This is a genomic window from Melittangium boletus DSM 14713 (assembly GCF_002305855.1).
In the GTDB taxonomy this organism is placed as follows: Bacteria; Myxococcota; Myxococcia; order Myxococcales; family Myxococcaceae; genus Cystobacter; species Cystobacter boletus.
The window spans coordinates 5,306,926-5,330,177 of sequence record NZ_CP022163.1 but is presented as its reverse complement, the minus strand read 5'-3'; the positions used below and the strand labels follow the sequence as shown (position 1 = coordinate 5,330,177).

The 23,252-nt window shown below is 67.4% G+C and carries 21 protein-coding genes; 9 read left to right on the top strand and 12 right to left on the bottom strand.

Translation table 11 applies throughout. The features are described 5' to 3' along the window. Positions 1-8: 8 nt before the first annotated feature. The 4 genes from MEBOL_RS22465 to MEBOL_RS22450 are packed head-to-tail and all read right to left on the bottom strand — an operon-like array spanning position 9 to position 5,643. Complete coding sequence (locus MEBOL_RS22465; RefSeq protein ID WP_245918743.1) at positions 9-1,544, bottom strand: hypothetical protein; 1,536 nt, start codon at positions 1,542-1,544, stop codon at positions 9-11. 20 nt (positions 1,545-1,564) lie between these two features. Then, positions 1,565-2,941 (bottom strand): DUF1501 domain-containing protein, encoded by a 1,377-nt coding sequence (locus tag MEBOL_RS22460; protein WP_095979371.1) that lies wholly within the window; start codon positions 2,939-2,941, stop codon positions 1,565-1,567. 21 nt (positions 2,942-2,962) lie between these two features. Next, positions 2,963-3,625: a hypothetical protein gene (locus tag MEBOL_RS22455; RefSeq protein WP_095979370.1), complete on the bottom strand. Its 663-nt coding sequence runs from the start codon at positions 3,623-3,625 to the stop codon at positions 2,963-2,965. Continuing rightward, positions 3,625-5,643 (bottom strand): DUF1585 domain-containing protein, encoded by a 2,019-nt coding sequence (locus tag MEBOL_RS22450; RefSeq protein ID WP_095979369.1) that lies wholly within the window; start codon positions 5,641-5,643, stop codon positions 3,625-3,627. Before MEBOL_RS22450 ends, MEBOL_RS22455 begins: the two co-directional genes overlap by 1 nt. 150 nt (positions 5,644-5,793) lie before the next feature. On the opposite strand from MEBOL_RS22450, the gene MEBOL_RS22445 reads away from it, so the two are divergent. Further along, entirely contained in the window at positions 5,794-6,360 is a 567-nt protein-coding gene (locus MEBOL_RS22445; protein ID WP_095979368.1) for a DUF420 domain-containing protein, read from the top strand. A gap of 3 nt (positions 6,361-6,363) precedes the next feature. Here the strand turns inward: MEBOL_RS22445 and MEBOL_RS22440 are convergent, their stop codons facing one another. The 5 genes from MEBOL_RS22440 to MEBOL_RS22420 all read right to left on the bottom strand — a co-directional run bounded on the left by MEBOL_RS22440 (position 6,364) and on the right by MEBOL_RS22420 (position 13,105). Continuing rightward, positions 6,364-7,548: a hybrid sensor histidine kinase/response regulator gene (locus tag MEBOL_RS22440; protein WP_095979367.1), complete on the bottom strand. Its 1,185-nt coding sequence runs from the start codon at positions 7,546-7,548 to the stop codon at positions 6,364-6,366. Beyond that, entirely contained in the window at positions 7,545-7,991 is a 447-nt protein-coding gene (locus tag MEBOL_RS22435; RefSeq protein ID WP_245918741.1) for a response regulator, read from the bottom strand. The genes MEBOL_RS22440 and MEBOL_RS22435 overlap by 4 nt, the downstream gene beginning before the upstream one ends. Next, positions 7,991-10,225 (bottom strand): ATP-binding protein, encoded by a 2,235-nt coding sequence (locus MEBOL_RS22430; RefSeq protein WP_170115726.1) that lies wholly within the window; start codon positions 10,223-10,225, stop codon positions 7,991-7,993. The genes MEBOL_RS22435 and MEBOL_RS22430 overlap by 1 nt, the downstream gene beginning before the upstream one ends. Further along, entirely contained in the window at positions 10,225-10,797 is a 573-nt protein-coding gene (locus MEBOL_RS22425) for a biliverdin-producing heme oxygenase (protein WP_245918740.1), read from the bottom strand. Before MEBOL_RS22425 ends, MEBOL_RS22430 begins: the two co-directional genes overlap by 1 nt. Positions 10,798-10,939: 142 nt before the next feature. Further along, positions 10,940-13,105: a S8 family peptidase gene (locus tag MEBOL_RS22420; RefSeq protein ID WP_170115569.1), complete on the bottom strand. Its 2,166-nt coding sequence runs from the start codon at positions 13,103-13,105 to the stop codon at positions 10,940-10,942. A 159-nt stretch (positions 13,106-13,264) separates the two neighbouring features. On the opposite strand from MEBOL_RS22420, the gene MEBOL_RS22415 reads away from it, so the two are divergent. The 8 genes from MEBOL_RS22415 to MEBOL_RS22380 all read left to right on the top strand — a co-directional run bounded on the left by MEBOL_RS22415 (position 13,265) and on the right by MEBOL_RS22380 (position 20,952). Next, positions 13,265-14,383: an ABC transporter ATP-binding protein gene (locus MEBOL_RS22415; RefSeq protein ID WP_095979363.1), complete on the top strand. Its 1,119-nt coding sequence runs from the start codon at positions 13,265-13,267 to the stop codon at positions 14,381-14,383. After that, positions 14,370-15,458 (top strand): ABC transporter ATP-binding protein, encoded by a 1,089-nt coding sequence (locus tag MEBOL_RS22410; protein ID WP_095979362.1) that lies wholly within the window; start codon positions 14,370-14,372, stop codon positions 15,456-15,458. Before MEBOL_RS22415 ends, MEBOL_RS22410 begins: the two co-directional genes overlap by 14 nt. Before the next feature lie 24 nt (positions 15,459-15,482). Continuing rightward, positions 15,483-16,349: a carbohydrate ABC transporter permease gene (locus tag MEBOL_RS22405; RefSeq protein ID WP_095979361.1), complete on the top strand. Its 867-nt coding sequence runs from the start codon at positions 15,483-15,485 to the stop codon at positions 16,347-16,349. Next, a complete protein-coding gene (locus MEBOL_RS22400; protein WP_095979360.1) occupies positions 16,346-17,137 on the top strand; it encodes a carbohydrate ABC transporter permease in 792 nt (263 codons plus the stop codon). The genes MEBOL_RS22405 and MEBOL_RS22400 overlap by 4 nt, the downstream gene beginning before the upstream one ends. A gap of 6 nt (positions 17,138-17,143) precedes the next feature. Beyond that, positions 17,144-17,422, top strand: a complete 279-nt coding sequence (locus MEBOL_RS22395) for a DUF2160 domain-containing protein (protein WP_095979359.1) — start codon at positions 17,144-17,146, stop codon at positions 17,420-17,422. Positions 17,423-17,427: 5 nt separating this feature from the next. Further along, on the top strand, positions 17,428-19,209 hold the full coding sequence (locus MEBOL_RS22390) for an ABC transporter substrate-binding protein (RefSeq protein ID WP_095979358.1): 1,782 nt from the start codon (positions 17,428-17,430) through the stop codon (positions 19,207-19,209). Positions 19,210-19,330: 121 nt separating this feature from the next. Further along, the gene (locus tag MEBOL_RS22385; RefSeq protein ID WP_245918739.1) at positions 19,331-19,852 is read left to right on the top strand and encodes an SMI1/KNR4 family protein; all 522 of its coding nucleotides are present in this window, start codon (positions 19,331-19,333) and stop codon (positions 19,850-19,852) included. Positions 19,853-19,857: 5 nt separating this feature from the next. Beyond that, entirely contained in the window at positions 19,858-20,952 is a 1,095-nt protein-coding gene (locus MEBOL_RS22380) for a leucine-rich repeat domain-containing protein (protein ID WP_095979356.1), read from the top strand. A 43-nt stretch (positions 20,953-20,995) separates the two neighbouring features. Here MEBOL_RS22380 and MEBOL_RS43085 read toward each other — a convergent pair whose 3' ends face one another. From MEBOL_RS43085 to MEBOL_RS22360, 3 genes are all read right to left on the bottom strand, one after another. Continuing rightward, complete coding sequence (locus tag MEBOL_RS43085) at positions 20,996-22,303, bottom strand: hypothetical protein (RefSeq protein WP_245918738.1); 1,308 nt, start codon at positions 22,301-22,303, stop codon at positions 20,996-20,998. A gap of 81 nt (positions 22,304-22,384) precedes the next feature. Further along, the gene (locus tag MEBOL_RS22365) at positions 22,385-22,735 is read right to left on the bottom strand and encodes a hypothetical protein (protein WP_170115568.1); all 351 of its coding nucleotides are present in this window, start codon (positions 22,733-22,735) and stop codon (positions 22,385-22,387) included. A 27-nt stretch (positions 22,736-22,762) separates the two neighbouring features. Further along, a complete protein-coding gene (locus MEBOL_RS22360; RefSeq protein ID WP_095979354.1) occupies positions 22,763-23,242 on the bottom strand; it encodes a hypothetical protein in 480 nt (159 codons plus the stop codon). Positions 23,243-23,252 lie beyond the last annotated feature (10 nt).

Sequence of the window (23,252 nt, the reverse complement as noted above, 5' to 3'; positions counted from 1 at the left end):
AGCGTCTCTCAGGGATTGGCGCCGGTGGCGGCCCAGCGCTGGATGAGGGTGATGAGCTGCGGGTCCAACGGGCCATCCGCGGGCATGCGCTGCTCGCGCACCGCCGCGATGATGCGCGCCGCGTTGTCCTTCCACAGCGAGTAGGTGGACAGGTCCATACCGGGCCCCTTCGCCTCGTGGCACCTGGCACAGCGGGCCACGTGGATGGGGCGGATGTCCTTCTCCCAGCTCACGGCCTCCGTGGACAGCGGCCGGTAATCGAAGGACACCGAGCGCCGGGTCTCGGTCCCATCCGCGTAGAGCGCCACGGCGCTGAGCGTCTGAGGCCCCGGCGTCAGGCCCAGGAAGGAGTAGGGCTTGAGCGTGCCGTCCACATCCACGCCCCCCATGCAGTACGAGGGGCCGTCCGCCGGAACCCGCGTCCCCCCGAGCTCGAAGGCGAAGCTCAGGGGCGTCTCGCCTGGAGCCGGACGCGCGCGCACCACGAGCGTGTCGTCCACCAGGGTCATCCCCTCGTACAACCCGAGCACCCGCGGCACGGGACCCCGGCTGAGGGCCACGGTGTCCGCGCCCAGTTGCACCCACGCACAGCCACTCTCGTCGGCCGCCAGGAAGCGGAACTCGCGGGTGTCCACCCCCGAGACCAGGCCCCACGTGCTCGCATCCGCGTCATGGGACAGGAGCGAGTCGCCCGCCTTCACCCAGACGAAGCGTCCCGAGGCCAGCACCTGGGTGGGCTTGCGCGCCAGGCTCACCCCGCGCCAGCCGTCCGCCGAGCGTCGCAGCAGCCGCTCCGACGTCAGCGCCCATATCTCCGCCCCGCCCTTCACCGAGGCGCCCAACCCCACGAGGTCCACCACGCGCTCGTCCGTCCCCAGGGGCAGGGAAACGGAGCGGACCTGCCAGGCACTCGCCGCCGTCTGCACGACGAGGCGCACTTCTCCCTGGCGCAACATCCACAAGGCCGAGGAGCCTTCCTCCGTGGGCGCCGCCACCAGCGCGGAGATGCCGTCCAGCGCCTCACCGGCCACCTTGAGCGCCGCCAGTTGCCCGTCCCGCAGCCGGAAGAGGCCCGAGTCGTGCGCGAGCCACACCGCGCCATCCGCGGTGGCCGCCGTGGCCCTCAACCCCGCCCGCAGCACGTCCCGCCAGGGAGGGGAGATGAGCCAGCCGCCTTGAGCCAGGAACAGGCCGTTGTCCGCTTCCACCAGCGCCGAGCCCGTTCCCATGCGGAACACGGCATGGGCCTTGCCCGGCGCCACGGGATTGCCGGGATGGTTCTCCAGCGGGGCCAACGTGCCGTCCAACCGCATGCGGACGGCTTGGCCCATCACCGACACGAAGACGCCTCCCCCCGTCTGATCCGCGAACCCGGAGGCCGCGGCCACGGGCGCCTGGGCCCGCACCTGCGTGGGTTGGAAGGGCGTGAGGTCGGGATGGTCCTGCGGAATCGAGGCCGGGCCGCCACCGCAACCCAGCCACCCCATCATCAGCAGGCCCACCGCCCGTCCACTCCACCTCCGCCAGACCGCACGTGACACCATGTCCGGCACCGAGTCCTCCATCAAGCCAGCAGGGCTTCCAGTGGTTGAACGCGCGTGATGCTGTAGTCCAGCTTGGCGGACGCCAGCACCGTCGCGATGATGTGCTCGGGCAGGATGTTGCCGCCGTTGGGATCGGCCTCACCCGTGCGCAGGTTCACCACCGCGGGCGTCATGGCGACGTTGCCGCTGTAGCCGAACACCCTGTTGTGCTTGAGCCCCGCGCCCATCAGCAGACAGCTGTTGGTGAGGTGGTGATCGCGGCCGGACGAGGCGTTGATGAGCGGCGTGCGGGCGAACTCCGAGTAGACCAGGATGGTGGTGTGGTCCATGAAGTTGCCCCCGGACGGATGGGGACTGCTGCGCAGGTCCTTCACCAGCAGGTTGAGGGCGTCGAAGCCCGCGCGCTGGTTGAGCGCATGGGACGTCTGCGTGCCGAAGTGGGTGTCCAGGCCGCCCACCATGTTGATGGACACGCACTGGCTGATGCCCTTCTTGAGCGCCGTGGCCACCAGCGCCGCGCGCCCGGCCGGCTGATCATAGTTCGACGAGTTCAGCCCATACGTGGTGCGCAGCTCCCCGTTGGACGAGTGCCCGAAGTCGAACGCCGTGTCCAATCCGCTGGAGAGCACCTGCTGCATCTGCCCGCGGCTCGTCGCGTAGGAAGTGCCCACGCCGCCCGCGCCATATGCCGCCGCCTCGCAGGTGATGGGGCGGCCATTGAAGTCCACCAACTGCTTCTCGATCTCGCTGTCGAGCGGGACCTTGGTCTTGCCGAGCGTGAGCAGCAGATCGCCGCGGTTGTTGACCCGCAGGGCGTTGGCGTTGCCGGGGTAGCCCTCGTTGTAGGACTCCACGTTCATCGCGATGGAGGGGATGGGCACCGTGGGCATCATCTGCCCCACCACCTCGGTCGCCGTGGAGGAGCCACGCGCGGCCGCGCCGATGGGGCGCTTGCCGGTGATGAAGTAGCGCATGCCCTCCTCGTGCGCGAGCGTGGTCATGTTGATGCCACGCACCACCGTCATCAGATCATAGTGGTTGGCGAGCTCGCCCACCGCCGGACCGAAATCGATGTTCGAGCGCCCCTTGCCCGCGACATCGGGCCGGATGGGAACGGTCGGGAAGCGCGCGTCGGTGAAGCTATAGCCCGGCAGGATGCGCGTCTCGGACACCCGCTCGGCGGTGAACTCGGCGGGATCCCGCGGATCGAAGGCGAGCAGCTGATCCCACCCGCCGGAGAAGTAGACGAAGACGAAGCAGCGATCCGCCGGCTTGAGCGCCGCGTCGGCCGCGAAGGAGCGGAAGGGAATGCCGCCGAACACCGTGGCGCCCAGGAAACCCGCCCCGGCCTTGAGGAAGGAGCGGCGTCCGGCACACGTTTCAGGATTCTTCTTCATGGGTGTGTCTCTCCGGAGCCATCAGTAGGTCAAGAAACGCGAGTCCGTCATCAAGGCGATGCAGACCACCGCGATCGCCTCCTCCGGCTTGTTCGTGGTCTTGGAGCGCGCGGCCGCCTTGGTGAAGAAGCCCTCCCACTGCGTCAGCTCCTCCCCCCGCAGGGGCGCCCCCCAGAAGCGGGTGGACAGGTACACGAGCATCTCGCGCACCTGGGTGGCCTCGAGCTTCGTCAAATCGGTGATCTTCCCGTCCGGCAGCGTGCGGCCGAGGGTGCGGCTCTTGGCCTCGAGCATCGCCTTCTCATCCCTGGCCCGCTGCAGACACACCGTGCGGGCGCCCTCTTCCAGGAACTTGGCGAAGACGAGATTGGGCTCGGTGCTCTCCGCGTTGATGAGCGCGTAGTCGGCGCGGCCGAGCGAGGCCGCCCGGGCATCGAGGTCCTTCCAGGGCAAGCCCACGGCGGTCTCGATGGAGGTGCCGAGCTGCGCCACGGTGAGACGGCGAGCCGAGCGGCCCACGCGGCCACTCTGCTCATCGGGGTCCGGCAGCGGCGTCACGCCACCACCATGGGGATTTTCCACGGGGTCCAGCTGCCCGTCCTGAAGCGGAGGGGACACACTGGAGCCCTGGTCACACGCGGGAGTTCCGAGCGCGACGAGCACGAGCAGGAGCAGGCGGCGCATCAGTCAATCCTCCGGTAGGCGTCCGAGAGGACCAGACGCTCGATGAGTCCCTTGAGGCTGTAGTTGTCGCGGGCGAAGTCGTTGGCGAACGAGTCGAGGTAGAGCACCTGCTCCTGCGACGTCATGGAGCGGCCCAGGAATTCGCGCCAGATGCGCTGCACCGTGCAGCGCTCCATGGCTCCCGTCTGCAACATGCGCTGCACGAGCACCTGGGGACCGCCCTCGATGTTCTGCTCCTCCTCCGGCGTGCGGTAGAGGTAGCTGGTGAGCCGGCCGAGCGATTCGGCGCCATCGCCGTCGTAGGCCTGCATCACGTACTGGGCGCATTCACCGTTGCACGAGACGTTGCCCGCGATCGCGCAGGCCTCGCACTTGGGATCGTAGCGAGGGAAGCGCGAGGGCTCCAGATAGAGGGCGCCGCGCTCGGCGAAGCGGCCCCAGTGCGCGCCCGTGGGCTCGATGGTGGCGTGGCAGTCCTTGCAGGCACAGCGCTTGGCCAGGTTGTTCTCCCGGTTGCACGCGTCCTCCGCGGGCGGCGGCTTGTTGCTGGACGGCACGAACGCCTTGCACAGGAAGGCCGAGTAGAAGTGGTTGACGCGGGCGCGCTGGGTGGGAAAGCGGTAGAGGAACGCGGGCGAGGTGAGCACGCCCGAGTGCTGGGGCCCACGCACGTAGGCATCCCACCGGTCGCGCTCCGTGTAGGGCACGTCGGGCAGCGTCTCGGCGGGGGCCGGAGAGGTGAGCGAGAAGACGCCCACGCCCTGCTGGCCGTCCCGGTAGAGCTGGGACAAGGGACCGTTCACGAACGAGCGGCGCGTGGTGAGGATGTTGAAGTACGGCTCGTCGTTCTTCACCACCGCGTCGGCGATGCGCTCGGGCTCCTCGTTGAAGGCCGCCACGCGGGCGGTGTGGGTGGCCCCGCCGGGAGCTTCGCAGCGGCGCATGTTCTCCCCACAGCCACAGCTGCGGTCACCCGTGAAGCGCGACGTCGTGCACGACTCCTTCGTCCACGGGTTCTCCGAGCGCTCCTGCGCGTTGACGGCGCACACGTACACCTCGGGGCCTCCCGCGCTCCAGTAGGGCACGGCCTTCTTCACGAACCCCTCGCGCTCGAGGCAGCCGCGCTGGGGCGCATAGGAGCCCTCGATGCCGTTCTTGAGCTCGAGCGACAGCGTGCAGCGCTTGAGCTCCGTGAGCGAGGTGCCCGCCGGGGGGTTGGGGTGCGCGAAGGCGATCACCTTGCCCGCCGAGTCCAGCTTCTCCTCGGTGAGCACGGCCGTGGTGGTCTTCGACGGACTCGGCTTGCACAGGTGCGGGGCGAGCGCGGTGCCCGCACGCCGCATGTCACAGAAGTAGAGATACTTCGCGTCGAGCTTCTTCGCCGTCACGGCCGCGTTGCAGTCGGGAATCGACGTATCGACGGTCTTGCCGTCCGCCAGGAGGTTCAGCTGGTCGCACTTGTAATACAGGGTCTCGTCGTAGTCCCAGCTCACCGGCATGGGCACGCCGCGCGCGTCGTAGCAGCGCTTCGAATCCTCGGAGTCCACATGGGCGTCCTGGAGGTACTCCTTCTTGAAGCACTCGGCCTGGGGGATGTAGCCGTCACAGGTCGCGCCATTGCCGCCGCGGATTGGACCGCTGCTGTTGTTGCTCAGGGCAAAGGGGCTCTTGTCCAGACCCGTGCCCGTCACGCGCGTGTTGGTATTGTTGTTGACGCTGCTGCTGACGTTGCTCCACAGCAGCGCGCGGTGATAGGCGCGCATGCGAGCGTAGAACGCGTCTGACTTCATCAGCTCGCGCACGTCCTCGGCCGACACCGAGCCCTTGGCTCGCGCGGCCTCATACTCTTCAATGGTGGGCGGGCGGCCGAGGAGATCCAGGGAGAGCTGGCGCAGGTGGCGCTCCAGCGGAATCGTCGTGACCGGGGCGCAGACCGGTCCATCCTCGGCCCAGGCCGGGAGGGAGCCCAGGAGGGCGATGGCGGCCAGGGGGGCGAGGACGCTTCGTGCGAGGGGCACGGGCACCTCCAGGTAATACGGGGGGAAACTTCGATTTCGCTTTATGTCATGATTTCTCGTTAATGACCATCCGCCTTCTTACCTATTGGGAGGGCGGGAGAAATCGGGGGTGGTTGCATACGGGGCGCTGTCAGGCCAAAAAGGCACACCATGTCCAACGCCGCAGACGCTCCACTCCCCCGGGTGAGCGACCGCTCCTTCTATCTCTTCACGGCGGTGGTGTCCGTCGCCGCGCTGTCCTTCCTCGCCTGGCTGCTGCTCATCCGCCGGGGCGGGGCGGTGGAAGGCGTGGATCTGCGCTTCCTGCCCGCCGTGAACGCGAGCCTCAACGCCCTGGCGGCGGCGTTCCTCACCGCGGGCTGGGTGGCCATCCGCCAGAAGGCGCGGCGCGCGCACCAGTACCTCATGGTGTCCGCCTTCGCCTCCTCGGCGCTCTTCCTGGTGTGCTACCTCGCCTACCACTTCGTCCATGGCGACACGCGCTACGCGGGCGGTGGCGTGCTCAAGGCCGTGTACCTGACCATCCTGGCCAGCCACGTGCTGCTGTCCATCTTCGTGGTGCCGGGCGCGCTGCTGTCCTTCTACTTCGCCTGGCGCAACGCCTTCGAGCGGCACCGCAAGGTGACGCGGTGGCTCGCGCCCATCTGGCTTTACGTGTCCGTGACGGGCGTGGTCATCTTCTTCATGCTGCGCGGCAGCCTCCCCGCCTCTCCCTGACCTTCAGGGGGAGTGCGTCGTGGAGCCGGTCAACGGCGCACCGACACGGATGTCCCGGGGAAGGCTCACGGTGAAGGTCGAGCCCGCGCCCTCCTGGCTCTCCACGGAGAGCGTCCCGCCGTGCATCGTCACCAGCCGGTAGGCGCTGGCCAGCCCCACCCCACTGCCGGAAATGGCCGGCGCCACGTTCCGGCCCCGGCGGAAGCGCTCGAAGATGTGTGGGAGATCCTCGGCCGGAATCCCCATGCCCTGGTCCCGCACGCGCAGCGTCACCCAACCGGAGGGACCCGGAGACTCCTCGCTCAACCACACGTCGATGGCGCCCCCCTTGGGGCTGTACTTCACGGCGTTGCCCAGCAGGTTGTCCAGCACCCGCTCCAGGCTTCCCGCGTCCCACTGGCCGAGGAAGTCCATGCCCTCCACGTGCAGGTTCACCGGATGCGTGGCCGAGAGCGGGGCCAGCTCACGCACCTTGGTGCGCACCAGGGAGAGCAGGTCCACCCGCTCGCGCCGCAAGGGCCGCTCCCCCCCCTTGGACACCGCCAGGAAGTGATCGATGAGCTCGCTCATGCGCTGGGTGCCCCGGAGGATCTGCTCGAGCCGAGCCTCCACGCCAGGCGTGTGCGCCGACTCGGGGAGCTGGCGGCGCAGGAGCTGGGTGCTCAGCAGGATGCTCTGCAACGGCCCCTTGAGATCATGCGTGGCGATGGCGAAGAACTCGTCGCGCACCGCGAGCGCCACCCGGGCCGCCTGCTCGGCACGCTCCGTTTGCAGACGCCGCTCCTCCAATTCGCGCGCCATGCGCACGGACTCCACGGCATGGGCGAGGCTGCGCCGCAGGCGCTCCGGTGAGAGGCCATCCTTGAGGATGTAGTCATGAGCCCCCGCGCGCATCGCATCCACCGCCACGAGCTCGCTGCCGCTGCCGGTGAAGACCACCACCGCGGGCATCTGCTCGCCACATCGCTCGCGCAGGCTCCGCAGCAAGGCAACGCCGTCGATGCCCGGCAGATGGAAGTCCAGCACGATTGCATCGGGCAGGGGGGGATGATTCAAGCGCTCCAGGGCCTCCTCGGCGGAGTGGGCCAGCTCCACCTCCCACTTCGTGTGGGTGTCTTTTTCCAGGGCTCGCCGCACCGCTCGCTGGTCCGCGAGGCTGTCATCGACCAGGAGCACGCGCAAACTCATCCCCGGGACGCCTCCATCCCCGGCAGCCGCGCGACGCTGAACCAGAACCGCTCCAGCGCGAACGCCACCTCCTTCAAGCCGGAGGGCTCGCTCGGTTTGAACAGATAGCTGTTGGCGCCCGCGTCATAGGCATCGTTCACGTCCTCGGGGCGCGTGGAATTGGAGAAGATGATGACGGGCAACGCGCGCATCGAGGGATCCGACTTGAGGACGCCAAGGATTTCCCGGCCGCCGATGCCGGGCAGGTTCAAGTCCAGCAACACCATCACGGGCCGGGGCGCCTGCATGAACTCCCCCCGCTGGTAGAGATAGTCGAGCGCCGTCTCTCCATCGCTCACCCGCACCACCGGCCAGGACAGGGGCAGTCTGCGCGCCAGCCGCTGCAGGGCCTCCGCGTCCGGATCACTGTCCTCGACGAGCAGCATGGGTCGTTTGGATTCCATCACCCAGGTCCCTTGCCCAGGGTAAAGAAGAAGGTGGAACCCTGACCGGGCGCGGACTCCACCCAGAGCTCGCCCCCATGCAACTGGACGAGCCGGCGTGCGATGGACAGCCCCGCACCACTGCCTCCACCGAACGAATGCGCGGGATGCAGGCGCCGGAACATCTCGAAGATGATCTCGTGGAACCGCTCGGGGATTCCGATGCCGTTGTCTCGCACGTAGAAGACGTATTCATCCGCACGCCGACGTGCCGGGGCGGACAGGGGCTCGTCCGGAGCGATGAAGCCCACTTCCACCCACCGGGGAGTCCCGGGCTGGTGGTACTTGGCGGCATTGGTGAGGAGGTTGGCCCAGACCTGCTGGACGCGAACGTGATCGCACGCCACCCGGGGGAAGTGGCGAGGCATGCGAAGGGAAACCTGGTTCTCCACCAGACGAGCGGAAACGGTGAGGATGACGTCGTCCACCAGTTCCTGCATGTCCACCTCGCCCCAGGCCAGCGACAGACGGCCCACTCGGCTGTACTCGAACAAGGCGTCCATCTGCCCCTGGGTCCGGCCCGCCAGCCAGCGCACCTCCTCGAGTTGCTTGCGCCCCTCGCTGCCCACCGCCTCCCCCACGTCCTCCAGGAGGAAGCTCACGTACTGCTGGATGCCCCGCAGCGGCTCCTTGAGATCGTGCGCCACGGTGCCGCCAAACTCGTCCAGCTCCGCGTTGGATTGGGACAGGGCCGCCGCATGGCGGAGCAACACGCCCACCAGCGCCCCCCGCAGCGAGGCGGCCGAGGAGCGGTCCTCTGGACTCCAGGGCAGGCTCGCGCCCCGCACCGTCTCCTGCCAGGCATCGAAGGAGGCACGCGGATGCAACCGGCGGGTGCCGGGCCCCTCGACGACGGGTTTGCGCGGGTTGCCCGCCCAGGTGATGGTGCGCGTCACCTCCGGGCGGAACCAGACGATGAAACGGGGCGCGTTCATGTCCAGCCGCACCGCGAGCAGACCGCTGGCCACGTCCGCGTAGGCCTCCGCGGGAGGGTGGAGCTGTCCCAGCCGCTCGGTATGCAGGGTGGACTCGAAGGACCGGGCGCCGAGCCAGGAAGCCAGCCCGGTCACCTCATCCAGGGTGGGCGTGGCGCCCAGGAGCACGGGCTGCTCGCCGAGCAGCAAGGCCGCCCCCGTCGCCCCCGTGAGCCCGAGCAGCAGATCCGCCTGACGGGACATGGACACGGCCAGCGTGCTGGCATCCACCGACAGCCGCTCCACCAGCTGGGACTGGAAGCGGGCACGGCGGGCGAGTTCCTCGGACATCGAGGCACGCTCCTCCGCGGCGAGCTGCAACGACACCAGGCGCGCCAGCACATCACAGGCCCGGCGCGTGGAGGCCGGAACACGCAGGGGCTCGCGATGGTGGCACGCGATGAGGCCCCACAGCGTCCCCTCGCGCACCAGGGAGATGGACATGGAGGCCCCCACCCCCATGTTGGCGAGGTACTCCAGGTGCACCGGGGACACGCTGCGCAGGGCCGAGCCCGACAGGTCCAGCGGCCGACCCAACCCGGGAAGAAGGGCGGGCACCAGGGGCACGGGCGCCGCGCGCGCGTCCGCGATGAGGCGCAGCGTGCTGCGCACGTAGAGGGCGCGGGCCTGCGCGGGAATGTCGGTCGCGGGGAAGTGCAACCCCATGAAACTGTCCATGGCCGGGTCGCGGCTCTCCGCCACCACCTCGCCATGCCAGTCCGGGTCGAAGCGGTAGATCATCACCCGGTCGAAACCGGAGAGCGTCCGCACCGCGCCCGCCACCTCCTGCAACAGGCCACGCGGCCCCTGCGCCCGGGTCAGGGGCGAGAGGAGCTGGTTCACCATGGACAGCGCCTCCTCCTCGGAGGACGCCTCGGTGATGGGCTCCAGGTCCAGCACGGCGAGCCCGTCGCCGCGATGCAGCAGACCCACGAAGGCCCGGCCTCCGGCCTCGATGCGCAAGGTCTCCCCCCCGGAAGGCTGGGCCAGCGCGCGGGAAACCAGGGCGAGCGACGTGGGGTGCAGCACCTGCGCCAACGGCCGGCCCAGGAGCGCCTGGGGAGCCGAGCCCAGCCACGTCTCGGTATTGGCGCTCACCACCGCCAGGGAGAGGTCCGGCTCGGAAAAGGCCAGCAGGAGCCCATGGGGTTGGATTCCCCCCAGCAGGTGGATGGGCTCACGGTCGCATTCGGTCAGCTCTGTCTCGGTTACGGGACGCATCAACCATTGACCTCACGGAACCGGGCCTCGAAGAGCTCGAAAGCCTCCTGCGCCCCTCGAACCACTCGGGGCGCGAGGGCGGGTTCCGGACACACGCGAAGCAATACCTCGCCAAAGGATTTCCACATGGGTCCCACGGCGTCACCGTAGGCCCGGAAGAACGCGAAGCGGCCCACGGGCTGGCCCTCGAAGTGGCGCACGAGGTGCCGCAGGATGATCTGCCCGCCCAGCGTCGAGCCCTCCAGGACATAGAGGGCGCCCAGGGCCTCGGGAACGCCCGGCACCGAGGGCGCGCGGGTGAGTCCGGGCAGGCGCGCCAGCGAGGCCTCATCGTGGCCGAGGGCCAGGAGATCCTCGCGCAGCAGGTGCAGCTTCCATCGCTCGGGCAACAGCAATTCGGGATGTTGGTCTCCCAAGCGATCGGCGATGACCGACTCCAGAGCGGCATGGAGCGAATGGAGCGCTTCCAGATGGCGGCGGTACCCCTCCAGGGAGAGGTCCGGCGACATCAGACGCACCACGCTCTCGGCGCGCTCGTGGTGCGGGCGGGTTTCCGCCTTCAACAACTGCAACAGATTCCGGGATTCTGGGGGTAACAAGGCTCCCGGGAGCATGTACACACACGCGGGCGGAGGGAACGCGTTCCGCGTGCAACTGTCCACCTTTCGCCAGCACCCCCACCCCTCCGCTCCGTCCCCGGCCAGCCTGGACCGCTCAGTTGTCGCTGAACATGGTCGGCACGAGCGCGAAGTCGATGCCGCGCACGGTCTTGCCCGCCCCCACGACGATCGGCTCCAGGTTGGTGATATCCCGCCAGAAGCCAACGCGCTCCCCATCCTCGAGGAGCTTATCGTCCCCATCCTCGTCAATGGTGGCGATCGCGTAGTAGGTCCGCGCGGTGAGCTTCGCGCTATAGCTGTAGTTGTTGGCGGCGCTCACGAGCCCCACGCCCTCATCCTCGTCGAAGGTCAGCTCCCCATCGCTGTCCTCGTAGAGGAAGAAGAGGATGGCATCCTGGTCCTTGAAGGAGCCCACCCGGAACTTCACCTTCACCGGGGCGCTGTCCCCATTGTCTCCCGAGAGATCGAGCCGCGCCTCGTAGTCTCCATCCGCCAGTCCGCTGGTGGAGAGGAGCACCGGGAGCGAGGCCGCGCCATAGGCGGGCACGGTGACCGAACCGCCGCCCCCGAGGGACAGCGCGGAAGCCCCCGCCCCCGACACCCTCGCCGTCACCCTGAGCGAGCCACCACCCACGTTGCGCACCGACAGGGGAAACGTGCCGCCGCTGGGAAAGGAAATCTGGGTGGCCGCCAGACTGAGCTTCGGCGCGGCCGAGGTATTGAGCGTTCCCGCCGCCCGGAGCACCGCGGTATGGGCGTTGACGAGCCCGGCGCCACAGCCCTCGGAGCACTTGCTCGCCACGTCCGCGGTCTCCTTGAGGATCGTCTCGGCCTCCTCCGTGGTGAGGGTTGGCTTCTTCGCCTTCATGAGCGCCACGATGCCCGCCACGTGCGGTGAGGCCATGCTGGTGCCCTGGTAGTAGGCCCACACGGGCTTCTTGTCCTTGTCCTGGAGCGTGGAGAGCACGCCATCCGGCTGCTCGTCACCATCCAGGTCCTGGGACGTCTCGCCTCCGGTGGCCATCACGTCCACGGGGGTGCCGTAGTTGGAGTAGCTGGCGCGCTTGCCATCGAAGCGCGTGGCGCCCACGCAGATGACGTTGCGCTGATTGCACGGCGAGAAGGCGCTCGCGTCGACGTTCGAGTTGCCCGCCGCCACGACGATGATGACGCCCTTCTTGACGACCTCGTCGATGGCTTCCTGGAGGGCCACGCTCGGGCCGGTCTCTCCTCCGAGACTCATGTTGATGACCTGGGCGGGGTTCTTGTTCACGGGCAGCCCGGAGACCTCCAGGCCCGCGGCCCAGCGGACGCCCACGATGATGTCCGCGAACGCGCCCCCCTCGGCGCCCAGCGCGCGCACCGGAACGATCTTCCCGCGCCAGGTGATGCCCGCCACGCCGTAGCCGTCATTGGACGACGCGCCGATGGTGCCCGCCACGTGCGTGCCATGGAAGGAGGAGCCCCCATTGGGCAGATCCGCCCCCACGTCCGTCGGGTCCATATCCCGGCCATCTCCATCCCCCGCGGCGGAGGCATCGAGGATGACGTCCGCGCCCTGCACGACGCGCGCGTCCAGGTCCGGGTGCTTGACGATGCCCGAATCCACGATGGCGATGGTGACCGCGTCCGAGCCCGTGGTGACGTCCCAGGCGGCCGGCAGGTTCATCATCGGGTAGTGCCACTGGCTCGGGTAGCCCGGATCATTGGGCGTCGCGAAGGCCCGGACGCGGACGTTCTTCTCCGCGAAACGCACGCCCTTCTGGGTGGAGACCCGCTGGGCCAGGTCCTCCGTCTCCCCCGCCCGCAGGGCGCGCAGCGTGAGGGGTTCGTAGCCAATGAGCTGCCAATGCTCGGAGAGATGACCCTTGTGCACCGCGCGATAGCCGGGCACTTCCACCCGGGCGAGCGCCTCGGCCTCGGGAAGATGGGACTCCTCGAAACGAACGATGACGTCGCCCGGAACCGTCTCGGCCGTGGACGAGGACGTCGAGGAGAGCGCCTGCTGCTGCGTTTGACGCTTCGCGGCAAGGAGCTTGGACGCGGCCTGGGAGAGCACGTGTCGCAAGCGTGGATCACTCAACTCCGAGGGCAGGGCACGCGAGGAGAGCGAGGATGCGGAGCGGAAGGGAGTCAGCACCCCCGACACCGTCCCTGTCTTCACGGTCGGGGTCGGAGTCGTGGGTTTCGAAGGGGTTTTTTCCTCTTCACCACATGCGGCGAGGGCGAGGAAACCCAACAAGGCGATGCGACGGATCATGAATGAGTCCTTGAGCGCGCGGACAAAGGCTCTTTCAAACAAAGCAGGAAGTGGGCCATTCCGCATCCCCCCTCGCCTGCTTCTGGACCCGGCGAGAAGCTTCTTCCTACAGTGCGCCCGCGGTCGCTCCTGGCCTGGACGCAACGAGGGATACATCGGGTGAGGCAAGGCATCGAGCTGGACGGAATCACGCGCGTCGTGGGCGGAGAAACACACCTGGCGGACATCCACCTGCGGCTCGAACCCGGCTCCTTCCAGGTGCTGCTGGGCCGCACGCGCGCCGGGAAGACGTCGCTCTTGCGGCTGCTGGCGGGGCTCGACAAGCCCACCACGGGACGGCTGCGCGTGGACGGCACCGACGTCACCCACGTGGACGTGCGCCGCCGCGACGTGGCCATGGTGTACCAGCAGTTCGTCAACTACCCCTCCCTCACCGTCTACGAGAACATCGCCTCGCCCTTGCGGCTCGCGGGCAAGCTCGACGCCAAGGCATTGGACAAGCGCGTGCGGGACACCGCCGCGGCGCTCCGCCTGGAGCCCTTCCTGCAACGCCTTCCCGCGGAGCTGAGCGGTGGCCAGCAACAGCGCACGGCCATGGCACGCGCGCTCGCCAAGGACGCCTCGCTGCTGCTGCTCGACGAGCCCCTGGCCAACCTCGACTACAAGCTGCGCGAGGAGCTGCGCACGGAGATCCGCCAGCTCTTCCGGGGCCGGCCCGCCGTCGTGGTGTACGCCACCACCGAGCCCACCGAGGCGCTGCTGCTCGGCGGACAGACGGTGGTGCTGCACGAGGGGCGCGTGTTGCAGTCGGGCCCGACGCTGGAGGTGTACCAGCGGCCCGCCAACGAGCACGTGGGCCAGGTCTTCAGCGATCCGCAGATGAACCTGTGGGACGCCGAGGTGTCCCCGGAGGGGCGGGCCCGCCTGTCTCCCGAGGTGGACTTCCCCTTGTCCGGCCACCTGCGCGGCCTCGCTCCCGGCCGCTACCGCCTGGGCCTGCGCGCCCACCACCTGCGGCTTGTGCCCACCTCCGCCGAGGACATCCGCGTCCCCGCGCACGTGGAGCTGGAAGAGGTCAGCGGCTCGGAGACGCTGCTACACGCGGGCCATGCGGGACTCGCGCTCGCCGCCCAGATGGAGGGCGTGCACCGCCACGCCTCCGGCTCACCCGTGGAGCTGTTCATCCCGCCCTCGCGTCTGTTCGCCTTCACGCCCGGAGGCCCGCTCGTGGCCGCTCCGTCCTTCGCTCCCCAGGAGGCCGCGCATGGCCCGAATTGAACTCCGCGGCATCGCCCACGCCTATGGGCCCGCTCCCACCTCCGACAAGGACTACGCGCTGCGGCCCCTGGAGCTCACCTGGGAGGACGGAGGCGCCTACGCACTGCTCGGCCCCTCCGGCTGCGGCAAGACGACGCTGCTCAACATCATCTCGGGACTGCTGAAACCCTCGCACGGACAGGTGCTCTTCAACGGCACGGACGTCACGGCCGCCCCGCCCCAACAGCGCAACATCGCCCAGGTGTTCCAGTTCCCGGTCATCTACGACACCATGAGTGTCTCCGAGAACCTGGCCTTTCCCCTGCGCAACCGCGGGCTCGGCCCGGAGGAGACGCGCAAGCGGGTGGAGGAGGTCGCGGAGCTGCTGGAGCTCACCCCGGACCTGAAGATGCGCGCGAGCGGCCTGTCCGCGGACATGAAGCAGCGCGTGTCCCTGGGCCGGGGACTGGTGCGCCGGGACGTGGCGGCCATCCTCCTGGACGAGCCGCTGACGGTCATCGACCCCCACGTGAAGTGGCTCCTGCGCCGCAAGCTCAAGCAGGTGCATGAGCAGCTGAAGATGACGATCGTCTACGTGACGCACGATCAGGTGGAGGCGCTGACGCTCGCGGACCGCGTGGTGGTGATGAACCAGGGCCGGGTGGTGCAGGTGGGCACGCCGCGCGAGCTCTTCGAGCATCCGGTGGACACCTTCGTCGGCTACTTCATCGGCAGTCCGGGCATGAACCTGCTGCCGTGCGTGGTGGAGGACGGAGCGGTGGTGGTGGAGGGCCAGCGGCTGCCCCTGGACGCGGGCGTGTGCGCACGGGCCCTCGGCACCGGAGGCGAGTTGCTGCTCGGCATCCGGCCCGAATTCCTCCGGCGCGTGCCCGAGGGCACCCCCTCCTCGGTGCGCGTGGAGGTGACCCAGGTGGAGGACCTGGGACGGCACAAGCTGGGCACCGCGCGGCTCGGCTCGCGGACCCTCAAGGTGCGCCTGCCCGAGGAGGAGCGGCTCGCTCCTGGTGAAACCTGTTGGCTGGAGCTGCCCCCCGCGTGGACGACCCTGTACGCCGCGGGCCGCGCCGTCTCCTGAACCCCGAGTCCAAGGACAACCCCCATGGAGAAACCCACCCGACAGAGCGCCTGGCTGATGGTCCTGCCCGTGCTCGTGGCCGTCGCGTTCAGCGCCGTCATCCCCCTGATGACGGTGGTGAACTACTCGGTGCAGGACATCCTCGGACCCGACCAGCGCGTCTTCGTGGGCACCGAGTGGTTCCGCAAGGTGCTGCGCGACCCGGAACTGCACGGCGCCCTGCGGCGCCAGATGGGCTTCTCGCTCGCGGTGCTCGCCCTGGAGATTCCGCTCGGCGTCCTGCTCGCGCTCGTGCTGCCCAAGGCGGGCAAGGCCGCGTCGGCCAGCCTCGTGCTCGTGGGCCTGCCCCTGCTCATCCCCTTCAACGTGGTGGGCACCATCTGGCAGATCTTCGCCCGAGGTGACATCGGCCTGTTCGGCGTGGCCATCAACTCGCTGGGCATCTCCTACAACTACACGGCCCACGCGCTGGACGCATGGCTCACGGTGCTGCTCATGGACGTCTGGCATTGGACGCCCCTGGTGGCGCTGCTCTGCTACGCGGGCCTGCAAGCCATTCCCGAGGCCTACTACCAGGCGGCGCGCATCGACGGCGCCAGCGTGTGGGCCACGTTCCGCTACATCCAACTGCCCCGGCTGCGAGGCGTGCTCACCATCGCGGTGCTGCTGCGCTTCATGGACAGCTTCATGATCTACACCGAGCCCTTCGTGCTCACCGGCGGAGGGCCCGGCAACGCCACCACCTTCCTGAGCCAGTACCTCACCCGGCTCGCGGTGGGGCAGTTCGACCTGGGCCCGGCGGCTGCCTTCTCCCTCGTCTATTTCCTCATCGTCCTGCTGTTCAGCTACGTCTTCTATACCGCCATGACCCAGCAGAAGGAGGCGCGATGAGACGCCTCGCCGTCCCCCTCTATCTGGCCCTGAGCTTCGTGCCCATCTATTGGCTCGTGTGCATGTCGCTCAAGACGAACGAGGAGATATTGGGCGACTTCTCCGCCTGGCCGCGCTCCCCCACGCTCGACAACTACACCACCATCTTCACGGATCCCTCGTGGAGCATGAGCTACGTGCACTCGCTCACGTACGTGAGCATCAACACGGTGCTCTCGGTGCTGCTCGCGCTGCCCGCGGCCTACGCCTTCTCGCGCTACCGCTTCCTCGGAGACACGCACCTGTTCTTCTGGCTGCTCAGCAACCGCATGTCTCCCCCGGCCGTCTTCCTGCTGCCCTTCTTCCAGCTCTACTCGAGCATCGGCCTGTTCGACACGCCCTGGGCCGTGGCCTTCGCGCACATGCTCTTCACCGTGCCCCTGTCCGTGTGGATCCTCGAGGGCTTCATGTCCGGAGTGCCCCGGGAGATCGACGAGACGGCCTATATCGACGGCTACGGCTTCCCGCGCTTCTTCCTGCGCATCTTCTTCCCGCTCATCCGCTCGGGCGTGGGCGTGACGGCGTTCTTCTGCTTCATGTTCAGCTGGGTGGAACTGCTGCTCGCGCGCACGCTCACGTCCGTGGAGGCCAAGCCCATCGTCGCCGCCATGACGCGCACGGTGAGCGCGGCGGGCATGGACTGGGGCGTGCTCGCCGCCGCGGGCGTGCTGACGCTCGTGCCGGGCGCGGTGGTCATCTACTTCGTGCGCAACTACATCGCCAAGGGCTTCGCCCTGGGAAGGGTGTGAGCCGTCATGGACTTCGAATGGATGGCCTGGACGGCCCCCACGGCCGGCTTCTTCGGCTTCATCGTGCTCCTCCTCGCGGCCTATACGGTCTGGGGCATCCGCGCCCCTTCCCTGCCCCGTCAGGGCCTCCTGCCCATGTCCACCACCCGGGGAGATCGGCTCTTCGTGGGGCTGCTGGGCAGCGCCTTCATTCACCTGGCCTGGGTGGGCCTGACGGATGCGTCCGTCTGGATCGCCGTGGGTCTGTCGTTGCTGTTCCTCGTCTTCATTTCCCGCTGGGGGTAGAACCGATGAAGAAAACCGTGTGGACGTTGGCCTTGGCCCTCGCCGTTCCCGTGGCCGGGTGCAAGAAGGAGTCGAAGCCCGCGGAGGGTGAGAAGCCCCCCGCCGCGGCGCAGCCCCAGCAGGTGGACACCGCCGCCCTGGAGAAGGCCGCCGAGAAGTGGGTGGACGAGGAGTTCCAGCCCAGCACCCTCTCCCGCGACGAGCAGCTCGCGGAGATGAAGTGGTTCCGCGAGGCCGCCGCGCCCTTCCGCGGACAGACGATCAACGTGGTGTCCGAGAGCATCGACACGCACGTCTATGAGTCCAAGACGCTGGCCAAGGCCTTCTCGGAAATCACCGGCATCAACCTCAAGCACGACATCATCCAGGAAGGCGATGTCATCGAGAAGCTGCAGACCCAGATGCAGTCGGGCCGCAGCATCTATGACATGTACGTCAACGACAGCGACCTGATCGGCACCCACGTGCGCTATGGCCAGGTGGTGCCGCTCACGGACTTCATGGAGGGCGAAGGCAAGGACGTGACGCTGCCCACGCTCGACATCGACGACTTCATGGGCAAGAGCTTCGTCACCGGCCCCGACGGCAAGATGTACCAACTGCCGGACCAGCAGTTCGCCAACCTCTACTGGTTCCGCCACGACTGGTTCAGCCGCCCCGACCTGCGCGAGCGCTTCAAGAAGAAGTACGGCTACGAGCTGGGCGTGCCGGTGAACTGGTCCGCCTACGAGGACATCGCCGACTTCTTCACCAACGACGTGAAGGAGATCGACGGCGTCAAGGTGTACGGCCACATGGACTACGGCAAGAAGGACCCGTCCCTGGGCTGGCGCTTCACGGACGCGTGGCTGTCCATGGCGGGCGCGGGCGACAAGGGCCTGCCCAACGGCAAGCCCGTGGATGAATGGGGCATCCGCGTGGAGGGCTGCAACCCCGTGGGCGCCTCCGTCACGCGTGGCGGTGACACCAATGGCCCCGCCTCCGTGTACGCGCTCACCAAGTACATCGAATGGCTCAAGAAGTACGCCCCGCCCCAGGCGGCCGGCATGACGTTCTCCGAGGCCGGCCCCGTGCCCGGCCAGGGCAACGTCGCGCAGCAGATCTTCTGGTACACGGGCTTCACCGCGCCCCTCATGAAGCCCGGCCTGCCCGTGGTGGACGCCAATGGCCTGCCCAAGTGGCGCATGGCCCCCTCGCCTCACGGCCCGTACTGGGAGGAGGGCATGAAGCTCGGCTACCAGGACACCGGCTCGTGGACGATGCTCAAGAGCACGCCGCTCGAGCGCCGCAAGGCGGCGTGGCTCTACGCCCAGTTCGTGGTGGCCAAGACCACGTCCCTCAAGAAGTTCCTGGTCGGCCTCACGCCCATCCGCGACTCGGACATCCGCTCCGAGCACGTCACCAAGGTGGCGGACAAGTTCGGCGGCCTCGTGGAGTTCTACCGCAGCCCCGCGCGCGTGGCTTGGACCCCCACCGGCACCAACGTGCCGGACTACCCGAAGCTCGCGCAACTCTGGTGGCAGAACATCAGCCTCGCTGTCGAGGGCGAGAAGACGCCCCAGGAGGCCATGGACACGCTCGCCACGCAGATGGATGACGTCATGGGCCGCCTGGAGCGCGCGGGCATGAAGACCTGCCCGCCCAAGCTCAACCCCGTGAAGGACGCGAAGTTCTGGTTCGACGCGCCGGGTGCCCCCAAGCCCAAGCTCGCCAACGAGAAGCCCAAGGGCGAGACCGTGCCCTATGAGCAGCTGCTCCAGGCCTGGAAGGAAGGGCGCGTGAAGTAACCGTCCTCCGCGTCATGAGTGCGAGCGCCCCGATTCGACCTCCGCGTCGACGGGGCGCTTCTCTTTCGTCCATGCGTGGTCTACGGGAGTCCGTATGCCGACGACATCGAAAGAGAGCGGAGTGACCGAGGCAGTGGAGCGGCTCAAGGTCTTCGTGAGCACCAAAGAGGACATGTCCTTGGAGTTCTCCCAGCCGCTCTCCGGCGCGGAGGTGCAGAAGCTGGAGAAGAAATACGGGCTGAAGCTGCCCCCCAGCTACGTGCGGTTCTTGAACACCCACGGCACCTTCAAGGTGCTGTATGGCGGAAGGGAGCTCATCGGCATGGAGCTCCCGAACGAATTGCACGCGGTCGCACCGGACCCGAACGACGCCGCGGAGGGAGACGATCCCGACGTGGCCGAGGCCATCGAGGAGGCCCTGTTCTTCCAGCGCATGGACGATGACGCGGTGGAGAACTTCTGGTGCTTCAATCCGCGAGATCGCACTCCCGAGGACGAGCTGGGTGTCGTGGCTTACACCCATGACGAGCCCTTCGGACTTCCCCAGCTCCTCGGCACCCAGGACGCCAGGCACTTCCGGGACTTCTCCACCCACATCGTCACGGTCATCGACGACTTCATCGAGACCTACGGCGAGGAGTAGGCGGCATGGCGGTCAAGAAGACGTCCACGGAATGGAAACGCCTGGAAAAAAGGTACCTCCAGCGCCTGGGAGACGACGCCGCGGGCAAGTACCCGGAGAAGCTCGAGCCGCGCGGGATGGCCTTCCCGCACGAGTTCGACCTCGCGCCCTTCCTTCCCGCGGACTACCTCCAGTTCGTGAAGGAACTTGGCTACCGGTGGCTGTCCAGCGGTGAGGAGAAGCTGGCCTTCCTTCCTCCCCGCTGGATGCTCGGCCTCTCCATGCAGATGGGCGAGCCAGACCGGAAGTGGGCGGAGGTCCGCGAGGAGCGGGAGGCGGGCACGCACACCTACCGTTTCGTGATGTTCGCCTCCAGCGACATCAACGACGTCAATGGCTACGCCTTCGGGAAGAGCGAGGAGAGCGGCGAGCTCGTCGTCTGGAATGTCGAGGACAGCCTGCCCGAGAGCGAACTGGGACCCTTCTCCACCTGGGTGAAGCAGCAACTGGAAACGCTGGGCGAAGCGCTCCCGGAAGAGGACGAGCCGGCCGAGAACGACGCCGAGCGGGAGTTGGGAGACCCCCTGGGATTGGAGAGCGAATCCCTTCCCGTGAAGGTGAAGCCCTCCAAGGCCAAGGGCGCGGAGGGGGTACTCACCGCTTTACCCAGAACGTCGAAGGAACTCACCCTGAACGGGCGGAAGCTGGGAGAGCTGCCTCCGGTGATTGGGGAGTTCTCGGAGCTGGAACACCTGTGGCTGGGCTCGACGGGTCTCAAACAACTTCCCAAGCAACTCGGCCAGCTCCACATGCTGAAGCGGCTGGATCTATCCTTCAATCGAGAGCTGAAGACCCTGCCCCCCGAGGTGGGACAACTGCGGAGCCTGGAGTCACTGAACCTGCGCAACAGCGGGCTCAGCTCGCTCCCCGAGGAGCTGGGCCAACTCAAGAACCTGAGGTTCCTGGACTTGCAGGCCACGGAGATGAGCACCCTCCCGGCCTGCCTCCACCAACTAACAAGCCTCAAGACCCTGGACCTTTACTGGACCTCCATTCCCCGGGAGGAGATCGAGGCCCTGCGGCGGGCGCTCCCGGAGTGCACGGTGGGCGTCTCTCCGTGAGCTGGAGCGAGTGCGTACCGGACACCCGGTACGCACCCAGGGCTCAGTTCACCTCGCGCAGGTTCCGCTCGGCGATTCGCGTCAGCGAGACGACGCGCTTGTAGAGCCAATCGCCAAACGCAACGATGCGCTCGGGCTTCATCTGCTTCGGAAGCGCATCCATGGATTCGTCGAAGGGGATGATGGCGTACTCACCACTCGGCGAACTCACACGCTGGTCGAAGGCCCACGACTTCCCGTCGTGCCACCCGCCGTGGAACACGAGGAGCTGTTCCAACTCCTCGTTGCCCGTGGCCTCCACGAGATCATCGATCTCGTAGTCGCCCTCTCCGACGATCTCCAGGCAGCTCCATCCGCCACCCGTCACGTTGCCACAGTAGAACATCGCCAGACCCTCGTCGGCCTGACCATCGAGGATCCAGGTGATGGAGCCATACACCCGCACGAAGTAGTCCCAGCTCGACTCGTTCTTCTTCGGAGCCCGGGGTTTCGCCGTCTTCCAGCGCCCGACACGCGGCTTGTGCATGTCGAGGAAGAAGGAGGCATGGCTCTCGACGGAGGCGACCCGCTCGCGATCCTTCTTCGCGTCGAGGCACTCCGTGACGAAATGCGCCTTCGGGATGCGCGTGTGCAGATCCTTCAGGATCGCGACGGCCGCATCGACGGCCTCGAAAGCGTTCTCCGGCTTCGCGATGGCGGCCTTCTTCGCGAGGGGCTTTCGCGCTGGCACTCCCTTCGGGGGCTTCGGCTCGGGATTGGGGTGCCGGGCCTCCGTGAGTTCGATGAGGTACGTCCTGAATCCCGCCTTCTGCTTGGCCTGGATGCGCTTCTGGGCGAGCGCGATGGCGGCCTCACGGCTCGGCGTGGGGGTCTCCTTGCGCATGTTCTCGATGACGCTCGTGCCATCCACATGCACCGTCCATTTGTCGGACGAGTCCTTGCGGTACTCACGCACCGTCACCCGCTTCTTCGTCGCGTTCCAGGGCGTGCCGTCTCGGAACGAGAGCGCTCGGTAGCGAGCGAGCAGCGGCGCGACCTCCGATGAGGCGACGAGCGTCGCGACGCTGGAGCCATTCAACACCCCCCGGTGGATCACCGCCTGCTCACCCCGAATCTCCACGTCGACGAAGAGCTGGTCGAGCAGCTTGTAGAGGGAGAAGCGCTCCGTGACGGGAGCCGTGAGCCGCGCCACCGTCTCCTCGTCACCCTTGTAGAGGACTCCGTCGCTCCACACCCGCAACCTGGAGTCGCCGGAGAAGAACCAGACCTCCTCCTTCGAATCGATCGGCGGATCGACGTAGTAGATGCGTTCGCCTCCATTGAGCTTCTCAATTCGGGTCCAATTGGCCATGGCGGTTTTTCGCACACCGGCCGCTCGGGGGACAACGGCTGAATGGGGCTGCTCCGATGACGTGCGATTCCCGCTTTCAGACTACGACGACATGACTGCATCCACGATTTCATTGAGAGTGGTATCCAAATTCAAATCAAGGCTCATGTTCACCATTTCATCACAGAACATGACATCCTCGTTCGCGGGGATGAGTAGGCGGCACCAATGAGCGAACGCCGCACAATCCGCCAGATCTCCAGAAAAGCTGACTGACTTCCCCCCTCGAAAAAATGTTCCGTAAAGCGTTGATCGAGCCATGGAGATCTCGAAATCCAGAAGGGCCTGACGGCTGGTACCTTCAAGATCGCGAGTAAGAGCAGTGGGCCACCGCTCCAGCAACCGGTCCTTGAACTCAGCGAAAGGGAAAACCCCTTCCGATCTGATGATCACGAGAAAATCCATTTCACACCGTCTATTTCATGGCCGGACCACAATCCTTCCGGAAATCTTGAATTCGAGCAGTAGTTCCTCGAAGTATCCTATTGCACGTTCTTCATTAATCACCACTTCCGGACTCCGGGCCAGCCGCGCGTGATTGACGAACAGCCAGAGACACTGCGCGAGTTCCGCGGTCTGCCCCACGAGGAGCGTGACCCCCAAGGCCAACAGCGCGGCATCCACCGCCTGCCCCACCACGGGAACCCCCTGCGACCCCACCCACGCGGCGGTCATCGTCGCCATGAGCGCCAGGTTCTCGGGCGTGAGCAGGGCTCGCGCCTCCGCGCCAGTCGCCGCGGGCAGTGCGGCGAGCGCTCGCGAGAACGCGCGGCACATCTTCTCGGAATGCGCCATCCGCGCCACGGGCAGGGTGCTCCCGCCGCACGCCGATTCCTCCACGGAATGAGCCGATGCCGGGAACGCCAGCAGCAGACCCAGGCACAAGGCCATTGCCTTCATCACGGAGTCC